The organism is Delftia acidovorans SPH-1, from assembly GCF_000018665.1.
Classification (GTDB): Bacteria; Pseudomonadota; Gammaproteobacteria; order Burkholderiales; family Burkholderiaceae_C; genus Comamonas; species Comamonas acidovorans.
In genome coordinates this window covers 2,363,743-2,378,291 of the sequence record NC_010002.1, presented here as the reverse complement: position 1 = coordinate 2,378,291, position 14,549 = coordinate 2,363,743, and the positions used below count along the sequence as shown (strand labels likewise).

14 protein-coding genes are annotated in these 14,549 nt (G+C 67.6%); 5 read left to right on the top strand and 9 right to left on the bottom strand.

Going from position 1 to position 14,549, the window contains the following annotated elements:
- Positions 1–8 precede the first annotated feature (8 nt).
- Both DACI_RS10825 and ada read right to left on the bottom strand, forming a co-directional pair.
- Positions 9–995: a DNA-3-methyladenine glycosylase family protein gene (locus tag DACI_RS10825; RefSeq protein ID WP_012204086.1), complete on the bottom strand. Its 987-nt coding sequence runs from the start codon at positions 993–995 to the stop codon at positions 9–11.
- Positions 992–1,912, bottom strand: a complete 921-nt coding sequence (gene ada / locus DACI_RS10820; RefSeq protein WP_012204085.1) for a bifunctional DNA-binding transcriptional regulator/O6-methylguanine-DNA methyltransferase Ada — start codon at positions 1,910–1,912, stop codon at positions 992–994. Before ada ends, DACI_RS10825 begins: the two co-directional genes overlap by 4 nt.
- A gap of 163 nt (positions 1,913–2,075) precedes the next feature.
- Here ada and kynA point away from each other — a divergent pair, with 163 nt between their 5' ends.
- Both kynA and DACI_RS10810 read left to right on the top strand, forming a co-directional pair.
- On the top strand, positions 2,076–2,951 hold the full coding sequence (gene kynA, locus DACI_RS10815) for a tryptophan 2,3-dioxygenase (RefSeq protein ID WP_012204084.1): 876 nt from the start codon (positions 2,076–2,078) through the stop codon (positions 2,949–2,951).
- 91 nt (positions 2,952–3,042) lie between these two features.
- Positions 3,043–4,344, top strand: a complete 1,302-nt coding sequence (locus tag DACI_RS10810) for an MFS transporter (protein WP_012204083.1) — start codon at positions 3,043–3,045, stop codon at positions 4,342–4,344.
- Positions 4,345–4,356: 12 nt separating this feature from the next.
- Here DACI_RS10810 and DACI_RS10805 read toward each other — a convergent pair whose 3' ends face one another.
- The 4 genes from DACI_RS10805 to DACI_RS10795 form a co-directional block, all read right to left on the bottom strand.
- Positions 4,357–5,565, bottom strand: a complete 1,209-nt coding sequence (locus DACI_RS10805) for an FAD-dependent monooxygenase (protein ID WP_012204082.1) — start codon at positions 5,563–5,565, stop codon at positions 4,357–4,359.
- A 74-nt stretch (positions 5,566–5,639) separates the two neighbouring features.
- Positions 5,640–5,819: a hypothetical protein gene (locus tag DACI_RS31940; protein WP_143290083.1), complete on the bottom strand. Its 180-nt coding sequence runs from the start codon at positions 5,817–5,819 to the stop codon at positions 5,640–5,642.
- 123 nt (positions 5,820–5,942) lie between these two features.
- Positions 5,943–6,233 carry an H-NS histone family protein gene (locus tag DACI_RS10800; RefSeq protein WP_012204081.1) on the bottom strand — a complete coding sequence of 97 codons (291 nt, stop codon included), beginning with the start codon at positions 6,231–6,233 and terminating at the stop codon, positions 5,943–5,945.
- A 100-nt stretch (positions 6,234–6,333) separates the two neighbouring features.
- Positions 6,334–7,647: a hemolysin family protein gene (locus tag DACI_RS10795; RefSeq protein WP_012204080.1), complete on the bottom strand. Its 1,314-nt coding sequence runs from the start codon at positions 7,645–7,647 to the stop codon at positions 6,334–6,336.
- A gap of 24 nt (positions 7,648–7,671) precedes the next feature.
- Here DACI_RS10795 and DACI_RS10790 point away from each other — a divergent pair, with 24 nt between their 5' ends.
- Positions 7,672–8,517: a symmetrical bis(5'-nucleosyl)-tetraphosphatase gene (locus DACI_RS10790; protein ID WP_012204079.1), complete on the top strand. Its 846-nt coding sequence runs from the start codon at positions 7,672–7,674 to the stop codon at positions 8,515–8,517.
- Positions 8,518–8,602: 85 nt separating this feature from the next.
- Here DACI_RS10790 and DACI_RS10785 read toward each other — a convergent pair whose 3' ends face one another.
- The 3 genes from DACI_RS10785 to DACI_RS10775 all read right to left on the bottom strand — a co-directional run bounded on the left by DACI_RS10785 (position 8,603) and on the right by DACI_RS10775 (position 11,680).
- On the bottom strand, positions 8,603–10,117 hold the full coding sequence (locus DACI_RS10785; RefSeq protein WP_012204078.1) for a DEAD/DEAH box helicase: 1,515 nt from the start codon (positions 10,115–10,117) through the stop codon (positions 8,603–8,605).
- A 219-nt stretch (positions 10,118–10,336) separates the two neighbouring features.
- Positions 10,337–11,215 (bottom strand): KPN_02809 family neutral zinc metallopeptidase, encoded by an 879-nt coding sequence (gene ypfJ / locus DACI_RS10780; RefSeq protein WP_012204077.1) that lies wholly within the window; start codon positions 11,213–11,215, stop codon positions 10,337–10,339.
- 108 nt (positions 11,216–11,323) lie between these two features.
- Positions 11,324–11,680 carry a hypothetical protein gene (locus DACI_RS10775; protein WP_225971072.1) on the bottom strand — a complete coding sequence of 119 codons (357 nt, stop codon included), beginning with the start codon at positions 11,678–11,680 and terminating at the stop codon, positions 11,324–11,326.
- A gap of 101 nt (positions 11,681–11,781) precedes the next feature.
- Here DACI_RS10775 and DACI_RS10770 point away from each other — a divergent pair, with 101 nt between their 5' ends.
- Positions 11,782–12,729, top strand: a complete 948-nt coding sequence (locus DACI_RS10770) for a delta(1)-pyrroline-2-carboxylate reductase family protein (protein WP_012204075.1) — start codon at positions 11,782–11,784, stop codon at positions 12,727–12,729.
- Between the two features lie 15 nt (positions 12,730–12,744).
- The gene (locus tag DACI_RS10765) at positions 12,745–14,496 is read left to right on the top strand and encodes a sensor domain-containing diguanylate cyclase (RefSeq protein ID WP_012204074.1); all 1,752 of its coding nucleotides are present in this window, start codon (positions 12,745–12,747) and stop codon (positions 14,494–14,496) included.
- Positions 14,497–14,549: the final 53 nt, after the last annotated feature.

Sequence of the window (14,549 nt, the reverse complement as noted above, 5' to 3'; positions counted from 1 at the left end):
CCCGGCGCTCAGAACGCCGTGGATGACAGCGAGGCCCAGAGATGGGCCGCGACCAGGGCGCGCCAGGGTGCGAAGTCCCGCAGCCACAACTCGGTCTGCACCGCGTCCATGGCGTCCGTCTTCAGCAGCAGGGCCAGGGCCCGGCGCACGGCCACATCGCCGTGCAGCGGGCCGTCCAGGTGGCCATAGCCGCGCAGCAGCATGTAGTTCACGGTCCACGGGCCTATGCCCTTGAGGGCCAGCAGCCGCTCGCGGATCTCGGCCACCGGCAGTTCAGGCAGGGCCGCCCAGTCGTCCAGCGGCAATTCCCCCGACTGCACGGCCTGCGCCAGCAGGCGCAGCGTGTGCGTCTTGCTCCGCGAAAAGCCGGCGGCGCGCAAATCCTCCTCACCGAGCTGCGCCAGCTGGGCGGCCTCCGGCATGCACCACAGCTGCTGCGGCGCGTCGGCATGGCCATCGTGCAGCGCCACCGGCTGGCCGGCTGCGGCAATCAGGCGGCGGCGCAGCGACACGGCTGCCGCTACGCTGATCTGCTGCCCGGTGACGGCCCAGCTCAGCGCCTCCCAGGGCGTGCAGGCCGCCGGCACATGCAGGCCACGCTGGCGCGCCAGCAGCGGCCCCAGCCGCGCATGGCGGCCAAAACGGCGCTCGAATTCGCCCACATCCTGGGACAGTCCGAACATGCGCCGCAGCATGGCGGCCAGCACATCGTCCATGCCGGCGATGGCGCCTGCACCGGCGGGCAGGCGCCATCGGGCCTGCACCACGGCCGCCTCTTCGCAATGCTGCGTCAGCTCCAGGGTGAGCAGCGTGGGAAGGCCTTTCCACATCAGGCCCTTGTGCATGCGGATGGTGTCGCCGTCCTGCAGATCGCATTCGGACAGGCGCTGGGCATCGCGCCGGTGAAAGCCCCAGAACTCGTTCATGCGGTAGCCGGCCGGCAGCGTCAGTTGCTGCTCTGCGCCAAGGCTGTGGCCGCCACGCCGCCCGCTCATGCCTTGCCGGCCTGGCGCAGCGGGGCTCGGCCGCTCTCCCGCCCTGTCTCCCGGCCAGCGGCCTCCTGCGCCTGGCGCGCCTCGCGCAGCAGCAGGGCACGCTTGCGCTCCACGCCCCAGCGGTAGCCGGAGATGCTGCCGTCGTTGCGCACCACGCGATGGCAGGGCACGGCCACGGCAATCGGGTTGGCAGCGACGGCGCTGGCCACGGCGCGCGCGCCCGTGGGCATGCCCAGGCGCAGGGCCAGTTCCGAGTAGCTCAGGGTCTGGCCGGCCGGAATGGCGCACAGCGCCTGCCACACGCGCTGCTGGAAGACCGTGCCCTGCACGTCCAGCGGCAGCGCCAGGCCGCGGCGCGGCTGCTCGACCAGGGCCACGACCTGGGCCACGGTGTGCTCGAAGCCCGCATCGCCGCCCACCAGCTCGGCCAGCGGAAAGCGCTGCTGCAGGTCCTGCACCAGGGCCTCTGCGTCGTCGCCCAGCAGCACGCAGCAAACACCGCGCTCGGTGCTGGCCACGAGGATGCTGCCCAGCGTGCATTCGGCCACGGCAAAGCGGATGGTCTGGCGCATGCCGCCGCGCCGGTAGTCGCCGGGTGCCATGCCCAGCATGGCGCCTGCGTCGCGGTAGAAACTGCTGCTGGCCGCATAGCCGCTGGAGTAGGCTGCATCGGTGACCGAGTCGCTCTGGCCCGGCTGCAGCGCCGCGCGCAGGGCATGCGCGCGATGGGCCTTGGCATAGGCCTTGGGCGTGAGGCCTGTGGCCTGCTTGAACAATCGGTGCAGTTGCCAGGGGCTCAGGCCCGAGCGTTCGGCAAGCTGGCCCAGGGCAGGCGGGGGCTCCTCGGTCTCCAGCCAGCGGCAGCATCGGGCCACCAGGGCCGTGGGGTTGGCAGTGGCATCGCTGGCTTGATTCATGGCTTGGTTGGACACGGCATGTCTTTCTGGGTCATCGGATGCCCTACTCTACGCAGCCCGGAGCACCCGCGCATCCCGCTTCTTGCAACCCGCAGGATTTCAGCGCGGGATTCGGTTACGCTGCGCCCTGCATTTTCCGCGTCGAGACTTGCGAGACTCCCACATGACCACCGAACACTCCGGCTGCCCCATGAACAGCCCCGGCCGCACCGAATCCATCGTCAAAGAGGAGCGCGCCCAGCTGGACTTCAGCCAGTCCATGAGCTATGGCGACTACCTGCACCTGGACCAGATCCTCACGGCACAGCATCCGCTGTCGCCCGCGCATGACGAGATGCTGTTCATCATCCAGCACCAGACCAGCGAGCTGTGGATGAAGCTGATGCTGCATGAGGTCCGAGCCGCCACGGCCGCCATCGCAGGCGGCACGCGTGCCGACGCCTTCAAGATGCTGGCCCGCGTGAGCCGCATCATGGAGCAACTGGTCAGCGCCTGGACCGTGCTGTCCACCATGACCCCGCCCGAGTACACGGCCATGCGCCCCTACCTGGCCAACTCCAGCGGCTTCCAGAGCTACCAGTACCGCTGCATCGAGTTCTCCCTGGGCAACAAGAACGCCGCCATGCTCCAGCCCCATGCCCACCGGCCCGACCTGCTGGCCCAGGTGGAGACGGCATGGCGCTCGCCCTCGCTCTACGACGTATCCCTGCAGCTGCTGGCGCGCGAGGGCATCGACGTGCCCGCCGACCGGCTGGAGCGCGACTGGACCCAGCCCTACGAGGCCAGCGAGGGCGTCAAGCAGGCCTGGATCACCGTCTACCGCGATCCCCACAAGCACTGGGACCTGTACCAGCTCGGCGAAAAGCTGGCCGACATCGAGGACGCCTTCCGCCTGTGGCGCTTCCGCCACCTGACCACGGTGGAGCGCGTCATCGGCTTCAAGCGCGGCACAGGCGGCACGGGCGGCGTCAGCTATCTGCGCAAGATGCTGGACGTGGTGCTGTTCCCCGAAATCTGGGCGCTGCGCACCGAGCTGTAGGGACTGGCGGGCGCCACCGACGGCAGGCCGCTGCGGTGGCGACAGCGCGCAGGCGCGCAAACGGGTAAGCTGCGGCGCCAGGAGAAATACCGTGTCCGCAGCGCCACAACAGCCCCCACACAACAACATACACACAGAGGCTTCGCAGACCTCCCCCGCAGCACCGCCGCCGCGCAGCCAGCTGCTGTGGGCCATGCTGCTGTCCCTGCTCTCGGCCTTTGCGCTGAGCCAGGCCTTTCGCACCATCACCTCGGTCATGGCCACGGGCCTGCAGCAGGATTTCGGGCTCACGGCCCAGTCGCTGGGCGCCTTCGCCGGCCTGTTCGGCCTGTCCTTCGGCGTGGCCCAGCTGCTGATGGGCATCGGCATGGACCTCTACGGCCTGCGGCGCACGGTGCTGCTGTCGTTTCCGCTGGCGATTGCGGGGTCGGCACTGTCCGCCGCCGCACCCAACTACGGCTGGCTGATGGTGGGCCAGTTGCTGATCGGCGTGGGCTGCTCGCCCGCCTTTCTGGCCTGCACCATGTTCATCTCGCGCCACTTTCCCATGGACCGCTTTGCCTTTCTGTCGGGCGTGGGCATGGGTGTCGGTGGACTGGGGCTGCTGTTCACAGGCACGCCACTGGCCTGGCTGGTCCAGCATTTCGGCTGGCGCTCGGGCTTTGCGCTGCTGGCCGTGATGTCGGCCCTGTCGTGGCTGCTGATCTGGTGGCGCGTGCACGAGCCTGCCCGCAGCGGAGCACAGACCGCCGCACGGGAAAGCTGGGGCGTGGCGGCACGCCGCATGGCCGAGCTGTTCACGCTGCCGCACACGCTGGGCATCGTCCTGCTGGCCATGGCCTGCTATGCATCGTTTCTGGCGCTGCGCGGCCTGTGGCTGGGGCCGCTGCTCATCCATCGCTATGGCTTTTCGCTGGTGGAAAGCGGCAATGTGGCGCTGGTCGTATCGATGATCTCGCTGTTCAGCCCCGCGATTTTCGGGCGCATGGACCCCGGCCCAGGACGGCGCCGGCGCTGGCTCACCAATTACTCGCTGCTCATGGGCAGCCTGTTCATGCTTATGGCCTTTTTGCACCATGGCTGGACCAATGTGGCGCTGATCTTCGCCATGGGCCTGCTGTCGGGCTATTCGGTGCTGCAGTACGCCGATGTGCGCGCTTCCTACCCCCCAGAGATGACCGGCCGCGCGCTGTCGCTGTTCACCATGGCCATGTTCCTGGGCGTGGCCCTGGTGCAATGGTTCACGGGCTGGGTGGCGGCCTGGGCCGAGGCCTGGGGCGTGGAGCCCTACAAGGCCGTGATGATCTCGATTGCAGCCACGCTGGTGGGCGCGTCAACCGCGTTCCGTTTCCTGCCCTCCTCGCCGCTGCTGCGCCAGGCCTCCGCCGCCTAGCAGCCGAAGTCTCTACAGGGCGTTGGCGGCCGAGCCATCGCCACGGTACAGCCAGGGCAGATCCATCAGCCGGGAGCCCAGCAGGCGCAGCGACAGGTCACGCCCCCAGCGCACGGGACCCGTGGCATGGAAGATGCGGCCATTGCGCTGCGAGCGTGCCTGCACGCGCGCATTGCGCTGCCAGCGGTTAAGCGCGTAGCGGCGCAGGCGCATGTTGACGTCGAGATCGTGCATGGACAGGGCGCGCTGCAGCTCCGCTGCATCTTCAATCGCCATGCCGGCGCCCTGGGCCAGATAGGGGCGCATGGGATGGGCCGCATCGCCCAGCAAGGCCACCACGCCGCGCGCCATCTGCGCGGCCGATTGCACGGGCGGACGGTCCCCCACCGGCCACAGCCGCCAGTCGCCACCGGCCGCCGGCACATGCTGGACCAGGTCCAGCAGCTGGGGGCAACTGCCCTGCAGCACCCGCACCAGATCGTCGAGATTGCCCGCATGGTCCCAGTTCGCCAGATCCTCGGGCGCCGGGCCCTGGATGATGATCACCAGGTTCTGCAGCTCGCCCCGGCGCACGGGGTACTGGATGGCATGCATGCGCGAGCCCAGCCAGGCCGTGACATCGGTGGCCCGCAGGCGCTTGGGCAACTGGGCCTGGTGCACCAGGGCGCGGTAGGCCAGGTGCCCGGTGACACGCGGCGGGCCGTCGCCCAGCAACTGCTGGCGCAGAATGCTGCGCACGCCGTCGGCGGCGACCAGGGCATCGCCTTCGATCAGCTTGCCGGCCCGGGTGCGCACGGTGACCACGCCGTCGGTCTCGGAAAAGCTCTCGATGGGCTGGCCCAGGTTCAGGTGCATGCCCGGATAAGTCTGAGCGGCTTCCCGCAGCAATTGCTGCAGATCGGCCCGGTGGATGGTGGCGTAGGCCGCGCCATAGCGTTGCACGGACTCGCTGCCCAAGGGCATATGCGCCAATTCCTGCCCGGTGACTGCGCTGCGCACGCGCAGGCTGCCCGGCAATGCCACCACCTGCTGCAGCGGCTTTTGCAGGCCCCAGGCCTGAAGCCGCCGCACGACATTCGGACCGATCTGGATTCCGGCGCCCACTTCACTGAGCGCGGGCGCCTGCTCGAAAAGGCGCACTTCCCAACCCGCCCGCGACGCACCGATAGCGGCGGCCAGGCCACCAATGCCGCCGCCGGCAATCAACACCTGCTTGTTCATGTGCGTATTGTGCCCCTGCCGCCACCCATGGCGGCCGGGGCCTGATTATTCAAGTCGGACACCGCTGAAGAAAATCAAAGAATGCTCGGAATCTTCTGAAACATGCGCGCATCCCCCAGGCATTGAGGCGCATCAAGATCCCAAAAACGGGCATCTCGCCACGCACCAGACTGCCATAAAGGACATCGCCCCACCATCACCTGTGCGGCGCGGCCAAAAATCGGCCTTTGCATCGCCGCTCTGGAAATGTCCATACACGGATCCACACTTTACGCCGCGGATGATAGAGATTCTCAACTGAGACAATCTTTTGACAAATGGCCGTGACAATGAAAAAAGCCCGCACTGGGCGGGCTCTTTCATGCGCGACGGGAAAATCAGATGACAAATTTCTCACGGTCCTGATTCTGAATCCACTTTGGCGGTTTGCCGCGTCCGGTCCAGGTTTGGCCGGTTGCGGGATCGCGGTACTTGGGAGCCACTTTGGCGCCGGTTGTGCCAGCGGTACGACCACGAGCTGCAGGAAACACGTCATCGGCAGTCAGACCATATTCGGCAATCAAGTTGCGAACCTGGCCCACGGCGTCGGCAAGCTCGCGCTTGCGTGCTTCCTGGATCTGTTGCTCCAGTTCCTGTCGCTGCTTCAGCAGTTCCTTGTAAGAGCTCATGGTATGCGCCTTGAAAGTAGTTTAAGAGCTTTCATTATAAAAACATAATCAGCCCATGGCGCAAGACGCATGTAAGCAAAACCCACAATATCGCTGCTGCCTATTGCGAAGAGTAGTTCTCGGATAAATCCGATATGGCCAGCACCTTGTCAATGCGTTTGCCATCGAGATCGATGACCTCGAAGATCCAGCCCGCACAGCTGACCCGTTCCCCCAGAATGGGCAAATGACCGCTTTCTGCCATGAGAAGCCCCGCCACGGTGTTGTATCTGCCGCGGTGCTCATCGGGAAGATCACGAATATCGAGGCGCGCCTTCAGCTCCGATATGGGCATCAGACCGTCCAATAGCCAGGAGCCATCCTCGCGCTGCATGGCCCAGGCTTCTGCCTCGGTCACAGGCTGTAACTCGCCGGTAATCGCCTCGAGCAAATCCCGGGGCGTCATGATGCCCTGCACCACGCCATATTCATCCACCACAAACACCATGCGCCCGGACCGGGCACGCAATTGCTCCAGCAGCTCCATGGCGCTGAGCGTCTCGGGCAGGAAAGAAGCCGGCAGCACATGTTCGTACAGCGTGGTGCCGGCGGCATCCGAGCCCAATGCCAGCAGGCGCGCCACGCTGATGATGCCGACCACGTCATCCAGCGAATTGCGGCACACCGGGTACCAGGAATGCCCACCCTTCGAGTGGTCGTCGGCCGAGGCCTGCAATGCCTCGGTGACGGTCATGTCGGCGTCCAGCCATTGCACGTCGCCGCGCGGGACCATGATCGACGTCAGTGAGCGGTCATCGAGGTGAAAGACGTTTTGCACCATCTGGTGCTCGTTGGCCTCGATCACTCCGGCATCCCGCCCTTCGGCCAGGCTTGCCACGATTTCCTCTTCGGTCACGGCGCGCGCTGCGGATTCATTGATGCGCAGCAGAGTCAGCATGGCGCGCGTGGAAAAGGCCAGCAGCCGCACAAAGGGCTTTGCAGCCGACGCCACCCAGGTCATGGGCCGGGAAACCACCGTGGCCACGGTTTCGGGATAAAGCTGGCCAATGCGCTTTGGCACCAGCTCGCCGAAGACGATGGTGACGAAGGTGATCACGGTCACGACGAGCGCCGTGGCAGAAATGCTGGCCGCGCGTTCCGGAATTCCCAGGCCCAGCAGCCATGCGGCCAGCCCGTCACTGAAGGCCGCCTCGCCCAAAATGCCGTTGAGCAGGCCGATGGAGGTGATGCCCACCTGCACCGAAGAAAGAAATTGCGTGGGGTTTTCGAGCAAGGCCAGTGCTGCCACCGCACCCTTGTCGCCTGTTTCAGCCAGTGCCACCAACCGAGCCTTGCGGCTGGAGGCCAGTGCCAATTCGGACATTGCAAACACCCCATTGAGCAGCGTAAGCAACGCGATCAGCAGAAAATCCATGGTTCGTATATCAGAAAGAAGACCATGGCACTTTACTGTATCGGCGATATCCAGGGATGCCACGACGCCTTTGAGCGCCTGCTGCACCGCGTGGACTTCTCCGCCAGCCGCGATACCTTGTACATCCTGGGCGACCTTGTGAACCGCGGTCCGGAATCGGACAAGGTGTTGCGCACCTGCATGGCCGCCGGCGACTCCATGCGCGCCCTGCTGGGCAACCATGACCTGCACCTGCTGGCCGCCGCCCAGGGCGTGCGACGCAGCAGCCGGCGCGACACGCTGGCCCGGGTGCTGGATGCGCCCGATCGCGATCAGCTGCTGGACTGGCTGCGCCACCAGCCGCTGGCGCGCAGCCACCGCATGGCGCATGGCGAGGAACTGCTGATGGTCCATGCCGGCGTGCTGCCGCAGTGGAGCAGCCAGGAAGTGATGGCGCTGGCGGGCGAGGTGCATTCAGTACTGCGCAGCAAGCAGTTGCCCGATTTCTTGCAGGCCATGTACGGCAACCAGCCCGATCGCTGGTCACCCGACCTGCAGGGCTGGGAGCGCCTGCGGGTCATCGTCAACGCCTTGACCCGGCTGCGCTTTTGCACCGCACAGGGTGTCATGGATTTCGACAGCACCGAGTCGGCCGAGCAGGCGGCGCCCGGCCTCATGCCCTGGTTCGATGTGCCGGGCCGCGCCACGGCGAGCGCAACGATTGCGTTTGGCCACTGGTCCACGCTGGGCCACATCAGCCGGCCCGACCTGGTGGCGCTGGACACCGGCTGCGTCTGGGGCGGCTGCCTGAGCATGATGCGTTTCGGCGATCACCTGGCGGACCGGGAACTGATCCAGGTGGACTGCCCGCAGGCACAGGCCCCGGGCTGACCTGGACGACTCCGATGGGCGAGCGCCCATGAAAAAACGCCTGCTAGGCAGGCGTTTTTCGTGAGGCAGGCGGCTTGCGCGGCGCTCAGACCTCGGAAGTGGCGACGGGTGCCACAGGCGGGACCGGCGCGACAGGTGCAACAGGCGCCTTGAACAGCGCGGCCAGCTTGCGCTTGGGCTTGATGCCGCTGCCCGCCTTGGGCGCGGCAGCACCCTGGCTGTCCCAGCTCGCATCGACGCTGGCGGATGCCTCGTAGGGCTTGTCGAAGAACGGGTCCGAGTGCGCCGGGCGCTGGGTCATGCGCGAGCCGCGATGGCCAAAACCGGAACTGCCCCGCGACGCATCACCGCCGCGATCGCCACGCTCGGCGCCGCGATCCCGTTCACGACCGTAGCCGCCGCTGCTTTGGCGCGGCAGCTCGTCAAAACGGTGACCACGCGGTGCGCTGCCACGGAAATCTTCCATGGGGCAGGGCTCAACGTTGATCTTCTTCTTGATGAGCTTCTCGATCTCGCCCACCAGGCGCGCATCGTGGTTGGTCACCAGGGTCACGGCAATGCCGGAGGCGCCTGCACGGCCCGTGCGGCCGATGCGGTGCACATAGTCTTCGGCGTTGAAGGGCACGTCGTAGTTGAAGACGGCCGGCACGTCCTTGATGTCCAGGCCACGGGCCGCGACATCGGTACACACCAGCAGATCCACCTCGCCGCGCTTGAAGGCTTCAAGCGCCTTCAGGCGCTCGTCCTGGCTCTTGTCGCCGTGCAGCGCCGTTGCGCGCAGGCCATCACGCTCCAGGGCGCGCGTCAGGCGCGCACAGCCCAGCTTGCTGTTGGAGAAGACGAAGGCCTGGCGGATGTCGCGCTGCTTGAGCAGGGAGCGCAGCGCATAGCGCTTGTCGTCGTCGCTGACGCTGTAGAAGCGCTGCTCCACCGTGGACGCCGTCTCGTTGGGGCGCGCCACTTCGATGGTGACGGGGTCCTGCAGGTAGCTGCTGGCCAGGCGCTTGATCTCGGGCGAGAAGGTGGCGCTGAACAGCAAGGTGGTGCGTGTCTTGGGAAGATGGGACAGTATGCGCTGCAGATCGGGCAGAAAGCCGATGTCCAGCATGCGGTCTGCCTCGTCAAGCACCACGTACTCGACCTGGTTGAGCACGGCGTTCTTGGCTTCGATGTGGTCAAGCAGACGGCCCGGCGTGGCCACCAGCACCTCGACGCCCTTCTTGAGCTCCAGCGTCTGCGGCTTCATGTCCATGCCGCCGAACACCACGGTGCTGCGCAGCTTGGTGTACTTCGCATACTGGGCGATCTGCTGGGCCACCTGGTCCGCCAGTTCGCGTGTGGGCAAAAGCACCAACGCCCGCACGGGGTGGCGTGCAGGCGAAGCGGAGGTATTTTCGTGGCGCATCAGCCGCTGCAGCAACGGCAGCGAGAACGCCGCCGTCTTGCCTGTGCCGGTCTGGGCGGCGCCCATGACATCCTTGCCGGTCAGAACGACCGGAATGGCCTGTGCCTGGATGGGCGTCATGGACTCGTAGCCCATGTCGGCCACGGCGCGCGCCAGGGACTCAGCCAGCTGGAGATTGGAGAAAGAGCTTGTCATTGAGAGTGCTATTGTCGCACCTAGCGCGATTTGTGCGTTGCAATAACGCCAATTGGCACCTGGACAAGCATGGCGTTGTGTGAGCGCAACCCGCAAAAACCCGGTATGAGGGCCCGCAATGCGGGCATTTTTTCGTCGCCGGGCAGCCTCCAGATGAAAAAGCGGCCCCTCGCAGGGGCCGGCGAAGCTTGCGCAGCAACGCGAGCGTGGGGGTCCTCCTCAGAGGGAAGCGGCCGAAAAAGTGTCGCAGGACTTGACGCTGCCGGTACGCAGGCCGGTGCTGAACCAGCGCTGGCGCTGGGCGCTGGTGCCGTGCGTGAAGCTGTCCGGCACCACGGCGCCGCCGCCTGCGCGCTGCAGGGCGTCGTCGCCGATCTTGGATGCCGCATTCATGGCCGACTCCACATCGCCCTGCTCCAGGATCTGGCGGGCGCTTTGCGCGCGGTTCGCCCAGACGCCGGCCAGGCAATCGGCCTGCAGTTCCAGCTTGACCGACAGATGGTTGTATTCGACCTTGCTGACGCGGCCACGGGCGCGGTCCACCTGGGCGCTGATGCCCAGCAGGTTCTGCACGTGGTGGCCCACCTCGTGGGCAATCACATAGGCCTGGGCGAAATCGCCGGGCGCGCCCAGCTGGTTCTTGAGCGTTTCGTAGAAGCCCAGGTCGATATACACCTTCTGGTCGGCAGGGCAGTAGAAGGGTCCCATGGCCGACTGCCCCGTGCCGCAGGCCGTGGGCGTTGCGCCACGGAACAGCACGAGCTTGGGATCGGTATATTGGGCGCCGCCCTGGCGGAACACATCGCGCCAGACATCTTCGGTATCGGCCAGCACGGTGGAGACAAAGCGGGCGAGCTTGTCATCGGCCGGCGGCTTGTGGGCCGGGCCCTGGGGCTGCTGCACCTGCACCGGCGAGCCGCCGCTGAGCGCACCCAGGATGGTCAGCGGGTTGATGCCCAGCACCCAGCCGCCGACCAGGGCGATGACGATGGTGCCAATGCCTATGCTGCGTCCGCCGAAGACGGGGCCGCCGCCACCGCCACCCTCGTCACGGCGGTCTTCCACATTGTCCGACTCGCGGTTGCCATCCCATCTCATGGTGTTCACTCCTGGATCTGTGCTGCAGCCTGCAGCATCGGGCGGCGATATTACGTCGGAACCTGCGGGACTGCAGCGACCGCAGCTGCGGCAATGATACGGCGTGTATCAGCGCACGGGCTGCACCGCCATGGGGGCGGTGGCCGGTGGCGCCTGGCTGCGCAGGACCTGCTCGCGGGCCACCAGCACCATGGCGGCCAGCAGCGCGGCGACGATGCCCAGGCCGATGACGACCGCCAGGCCCAGCCCCCATCCGCCGCGCCTGCGCCGCTCGCGTGCAGGCTCGCCGTGCCGGCGGGGCGCGGGAGCCTGCTCGCTGGGCGGTTGCTCGCGCTGCCACGGCTCAGGCGCGGGTCCGCGCCGCTGCTGCTCATAGCGCGGGGCCGATTCCTTGCGCGGAGCTTCGGGCCGCGCCGAACCGTCCCAGCGGGGCTCTTCGCGCGGATAAGAAGGCTTTTGTGACATAGGCGACATCGTAGTGCCTGCGCAGGCCCTCACGGGCCTGTGCGCAGCACTGGACACATCGCGAATTGGCCGGTCCAAGCCTACTGTGTACAGTCGCGGCCATGAGCCATTCCAGCATGCCCTCCTCCACCGCCCTTGACGCCCAGGCCACGGCCGGGCTGTTGCCCTGGAACGAACTGGCCGAAGAGATCGCCGCCGTGCTGCTGCAGCCCCAGGCAGCGCAGGTGCCGGCGCGCATCGTGATGCCCCTGCCGGCCGGTGGCAGCCTGTTTTGCATGCCCGCCACCGACGGCCAGGTGGCCATGACCAAGCTGATCAGCTTCACGCCCGGCAACGCCGGCACGCCGCGCGCCACCATCCAGGGGGATGTGGTGGTCTTCGACGTGGCCACGGGCGAGCGCCGCCTGATCCTGGACGGCCCCACGGTCACGGCGCGGCGCACGGCCGCCGTATCGCTGCTGGCCGCGCAAAGGCTGGCGCCGAATCCGCAGGGTCCGTTGCTGATCGTGGGCGCCGGCGTGCAGGGCCTGGCCCATTTGCAGGCCTTTGCCGCAGGCCTGGGCGTGCGCGAGGTTCAGGTGGCATCGCGCAGCGCGCAGAGCGCCCAGGCGCTGGTCGACCAGGCCCGGGCCATGGGACTGCAGGCCACCACCGTGGAGGATGTGGAGGCGGCGGCGCGCCACTGCCCGCTGATCGTGACCTGCACGCCCGCCCGGGGCGTGGTGCTGCGCGAGGCGCCGCGCAGCGATGCCTTCATCTCGGCCGTGGGCGCCTTCACGCCGCAGATGGTGGAGCTGGCACCCGGCCTGTGCCAGGGCTTGCTGCAGTCGGGCCGCGTGGTGGTCGATACCGGGGATGCGCTGCATGAGGCCGGTGACCTGCTGCAGGCCGGCATCGATGTCGCCGCCCTGCCCACGCTGGAGCAGGTGGTGCGCGAGCAATGGCCGCGCTCGAATTTGCCCGTGCTGTTCAAATGCTGCGGCTGGGGTGGCTGGGATCTTGCAGCCACCCGCCTGGCCATGCGCCGGGCCGCACTCCAGAACAGTTGAAAGCGGATTTCTGCGTTGAACGAGCTTTTCCCCCCGGATTCCCCCGCCCCGGCTTCCAGCACCGCGCCCAGTCGCTGGCAGCGCCTGGGCCTGCGCACGCAACTGGCCCTGGTCTTCGGCTCGCTGCTGGTGGGCGTGACGGTGCTGATGTCGCTGGCATTCGGCGAGCTGCTGCGCTGGCGCATGGAGCGCGAGGTCAGCGCCTCGCTGCATGCCATGGCCTCCAACGCCGCGCGGCAGCTGTCCGATGGCCTGTTCAGCCGCGCCCATACCGTGGAAGTGCTGGCCGCCTCGCCGGAGCTCTGGATCCAGGGGCTGGAGTCCCCGGGCGTGGGCGCACTGCTCAACCGTGCCCGTTCGCTGACGCCCACCAGCCTCTGGATCGGCGTGGCCGACGCCGAGGGCACGGTGCGCAGCGCGACCGATCAGGTGCTGGTGGGCCACGATGTCAGCGACCGGCCCTGGTTCGAGCCGGGCCTGCAGCGCGTCCATGTGGGCGATGTGCGCGCCTCTTCGCCTGCGATGTCCGCCTTGCTGCCGCCTGCGGCCGACGGCGCGCCGCGCCGGTTCATGGACTTCGCGGCGCCCATTCGCGTGGGCGATCTCACCCAGGGCGTGCTGTGCATGCACAGCAGCTGGGAATGGGTGCGCGAAACCATGCAGACCCTGCAGCAGGCCGACAGCGCCGACCGGCAGATCGGCCTGTTCATCTTCGACCGGCGTGGACGGCTCATCCACGCGCCGGGCGACAGCCTGGAGCCGCTGCTGGCCCTGGACCAGCGCCTGCCGGTGGCCCATACCGTGTCTGCCGATACGGCCGATGCCACGCTGCAGCCCGTACAGGTGGCGCGCTGGCAGGACAGCCCGCAGAGCTTTCTGACGGCCACCGTGCCGCTGCAGGCCCACAACCGGGCAACCGCCATGGGCTGGCACATCGTGGCCCGGCAGCCGCATGACAGCGCCTACGCGCCCGCGCGCCAGGCCATGCACCAGGTGCTGGCCGGCGGCCTGGCGGCCGCGCTGGTGGCCGCCGTCATCGCCTGGCTGGTGGCGCGCAGGCTGAGCCAGGATCTCAAGCGCCTGGCCCGTGCCGCCAACGGCATCGACGGCAGCGGCGCGGCCTCCGACATCCCGCAGCTGCACAGCAGCCGCGAAGTGCATCGCCTTTCGCAAGCGCTGCGCGGCAGCATTGCCCAGTTGCGCTCGGCCAACGAGGCCATGGAGCGCCAGGTGCGCGAGCGCACGCTGCAGCTGCAGCAGGCCAATGCCGAACTGGAGCACCAGGCGCGCAGCGACCCGCTCACGGGCCTGCTCAACCGCCGGGGCTTCGACTTCCAGCTGGACTTCGCCATGGCGCTGGCGCGCCGCAGCGGCCGCCCCTTGAGCGTGCTCGTCATCGACGTGGACCATTTCAAGCGCATCAACGACCAGCACGGCCATGACATGGGCGACGCCGTGCTGCGCACCCTGGCGCGCGCCTTCCGCATGCGGCTGCGCGAGTCCGACGTGCTGGCCCGCATGGGGGGCGAGGAATTCCTGGCCCTGCTGCCCGACACCACGGCCGATGCCGCCGTGGTCATTGCCGAGCAACTGCGCGAACTGCTGGCCACCACGCCCATGGCGCATGGCGAGCCCGTCACCGCCAGCGTGGGCGTGGCCACGCTGCGCGGCACCACGGACACGGCCACCGCCATGCTGCGCCGTGGCGACGAAGCGCTGTACGAGGCCAAGGGCGCGGGCCGCAACAACGTGCAGCTGCAGCGCTGAGGCGGCCCCGCGCCGCTTTTCCCGCCCTCGTTTTCCTGACTGCCGCAAAACAC

Excerpts from the sequence above, each read along its gene's own strand:
- DACI_RS10785 (WP_012204078.1), bottom strand. The coding sequence starts at position 10,117 with ATGACAAGCTCTTTCTCCAATCTCCAGCTGGCTGAGTCCCTGGCGCGC.
- DACI_RS10770 (WP_012204075.1), top strand. The coding sequence starts at position 11,782 with ATGAGCCATTCCAGCATGCCCTCCTCCACCGCCCTTGACGCCCAGGCC.
- DACI_RS10775 (WP_225971072.1), bottom strand. The coding sequence starts at position 11,680 with ATGTCACAAAAGCCTTCTTATCCGCGCGAAGAGCCCCGCTGGGACGGT.
- ada (WP_012204085.1), bottom strand. The coding sequence starts at position 1,912 with ATGAATCAAGCCAGCGATGCCACTGCCAACCCCACGGCCCTGGTGGCC.
- kynA (WP_012204084.1), top strand. The coding sequence starts at position 2,076 with ATGACCACCGAACACTCCGGCTGCCCCATGAACAGCCCCGGCCGCACC.
- DACI_RS10800 (WP_012204081.1), bottom strand. The coding sequence starts at position 6,233 with ATGAGCTCTTACAAGGAACTGCTGAAGCAGCGACAGGAACTGGAGCAA.
- DACI_RS10790 (WP_012204079.1), top strand. The coding sequence starts at position 7,672 with ATGGCACTTTACTGTATCGGCGATATCCAGGGATGCCACGACGCCTTT.
- DACI_RS10825 (WP_012204086.1), bottom strand. The coding sequence starts at position 995 with ATGAGCGGGCGGCGTGGCGGCCACAGCCTTGGCGCAGAGCAGCAACTG.
- DACI_RS10795 (WP_012204080.1), bottom strand. The coding sequence starts at position 7,647 with ATGGATTTTCTGCTGATCGCGTTGCTTACGCTGCTCAATGGGGTGTTT.
- ypfJ (WP_012204077.1), bottom strand. The coding sequence starts at position 11,215 with ATGAGATGGGATGGCAACCGCGAGTCGGACAATGTGGAAGACCGCCGT.
- DACI_RS10805 (WP_012204082.1), bottom strand. The coding sequence starts at position 5,565 with ATGAACAAGCAGGTGTTGATTGCCGGCGGCGGCATTGGTGGCCTGGCC.
- DACI_RS31940 (WP_143290083.1), bottom strand. The coding sequence starts at position 5,819 with ATGGACATTTCCAGAGCGGCGATGCAAAGGCCGATTTTTGGCCGCGCC.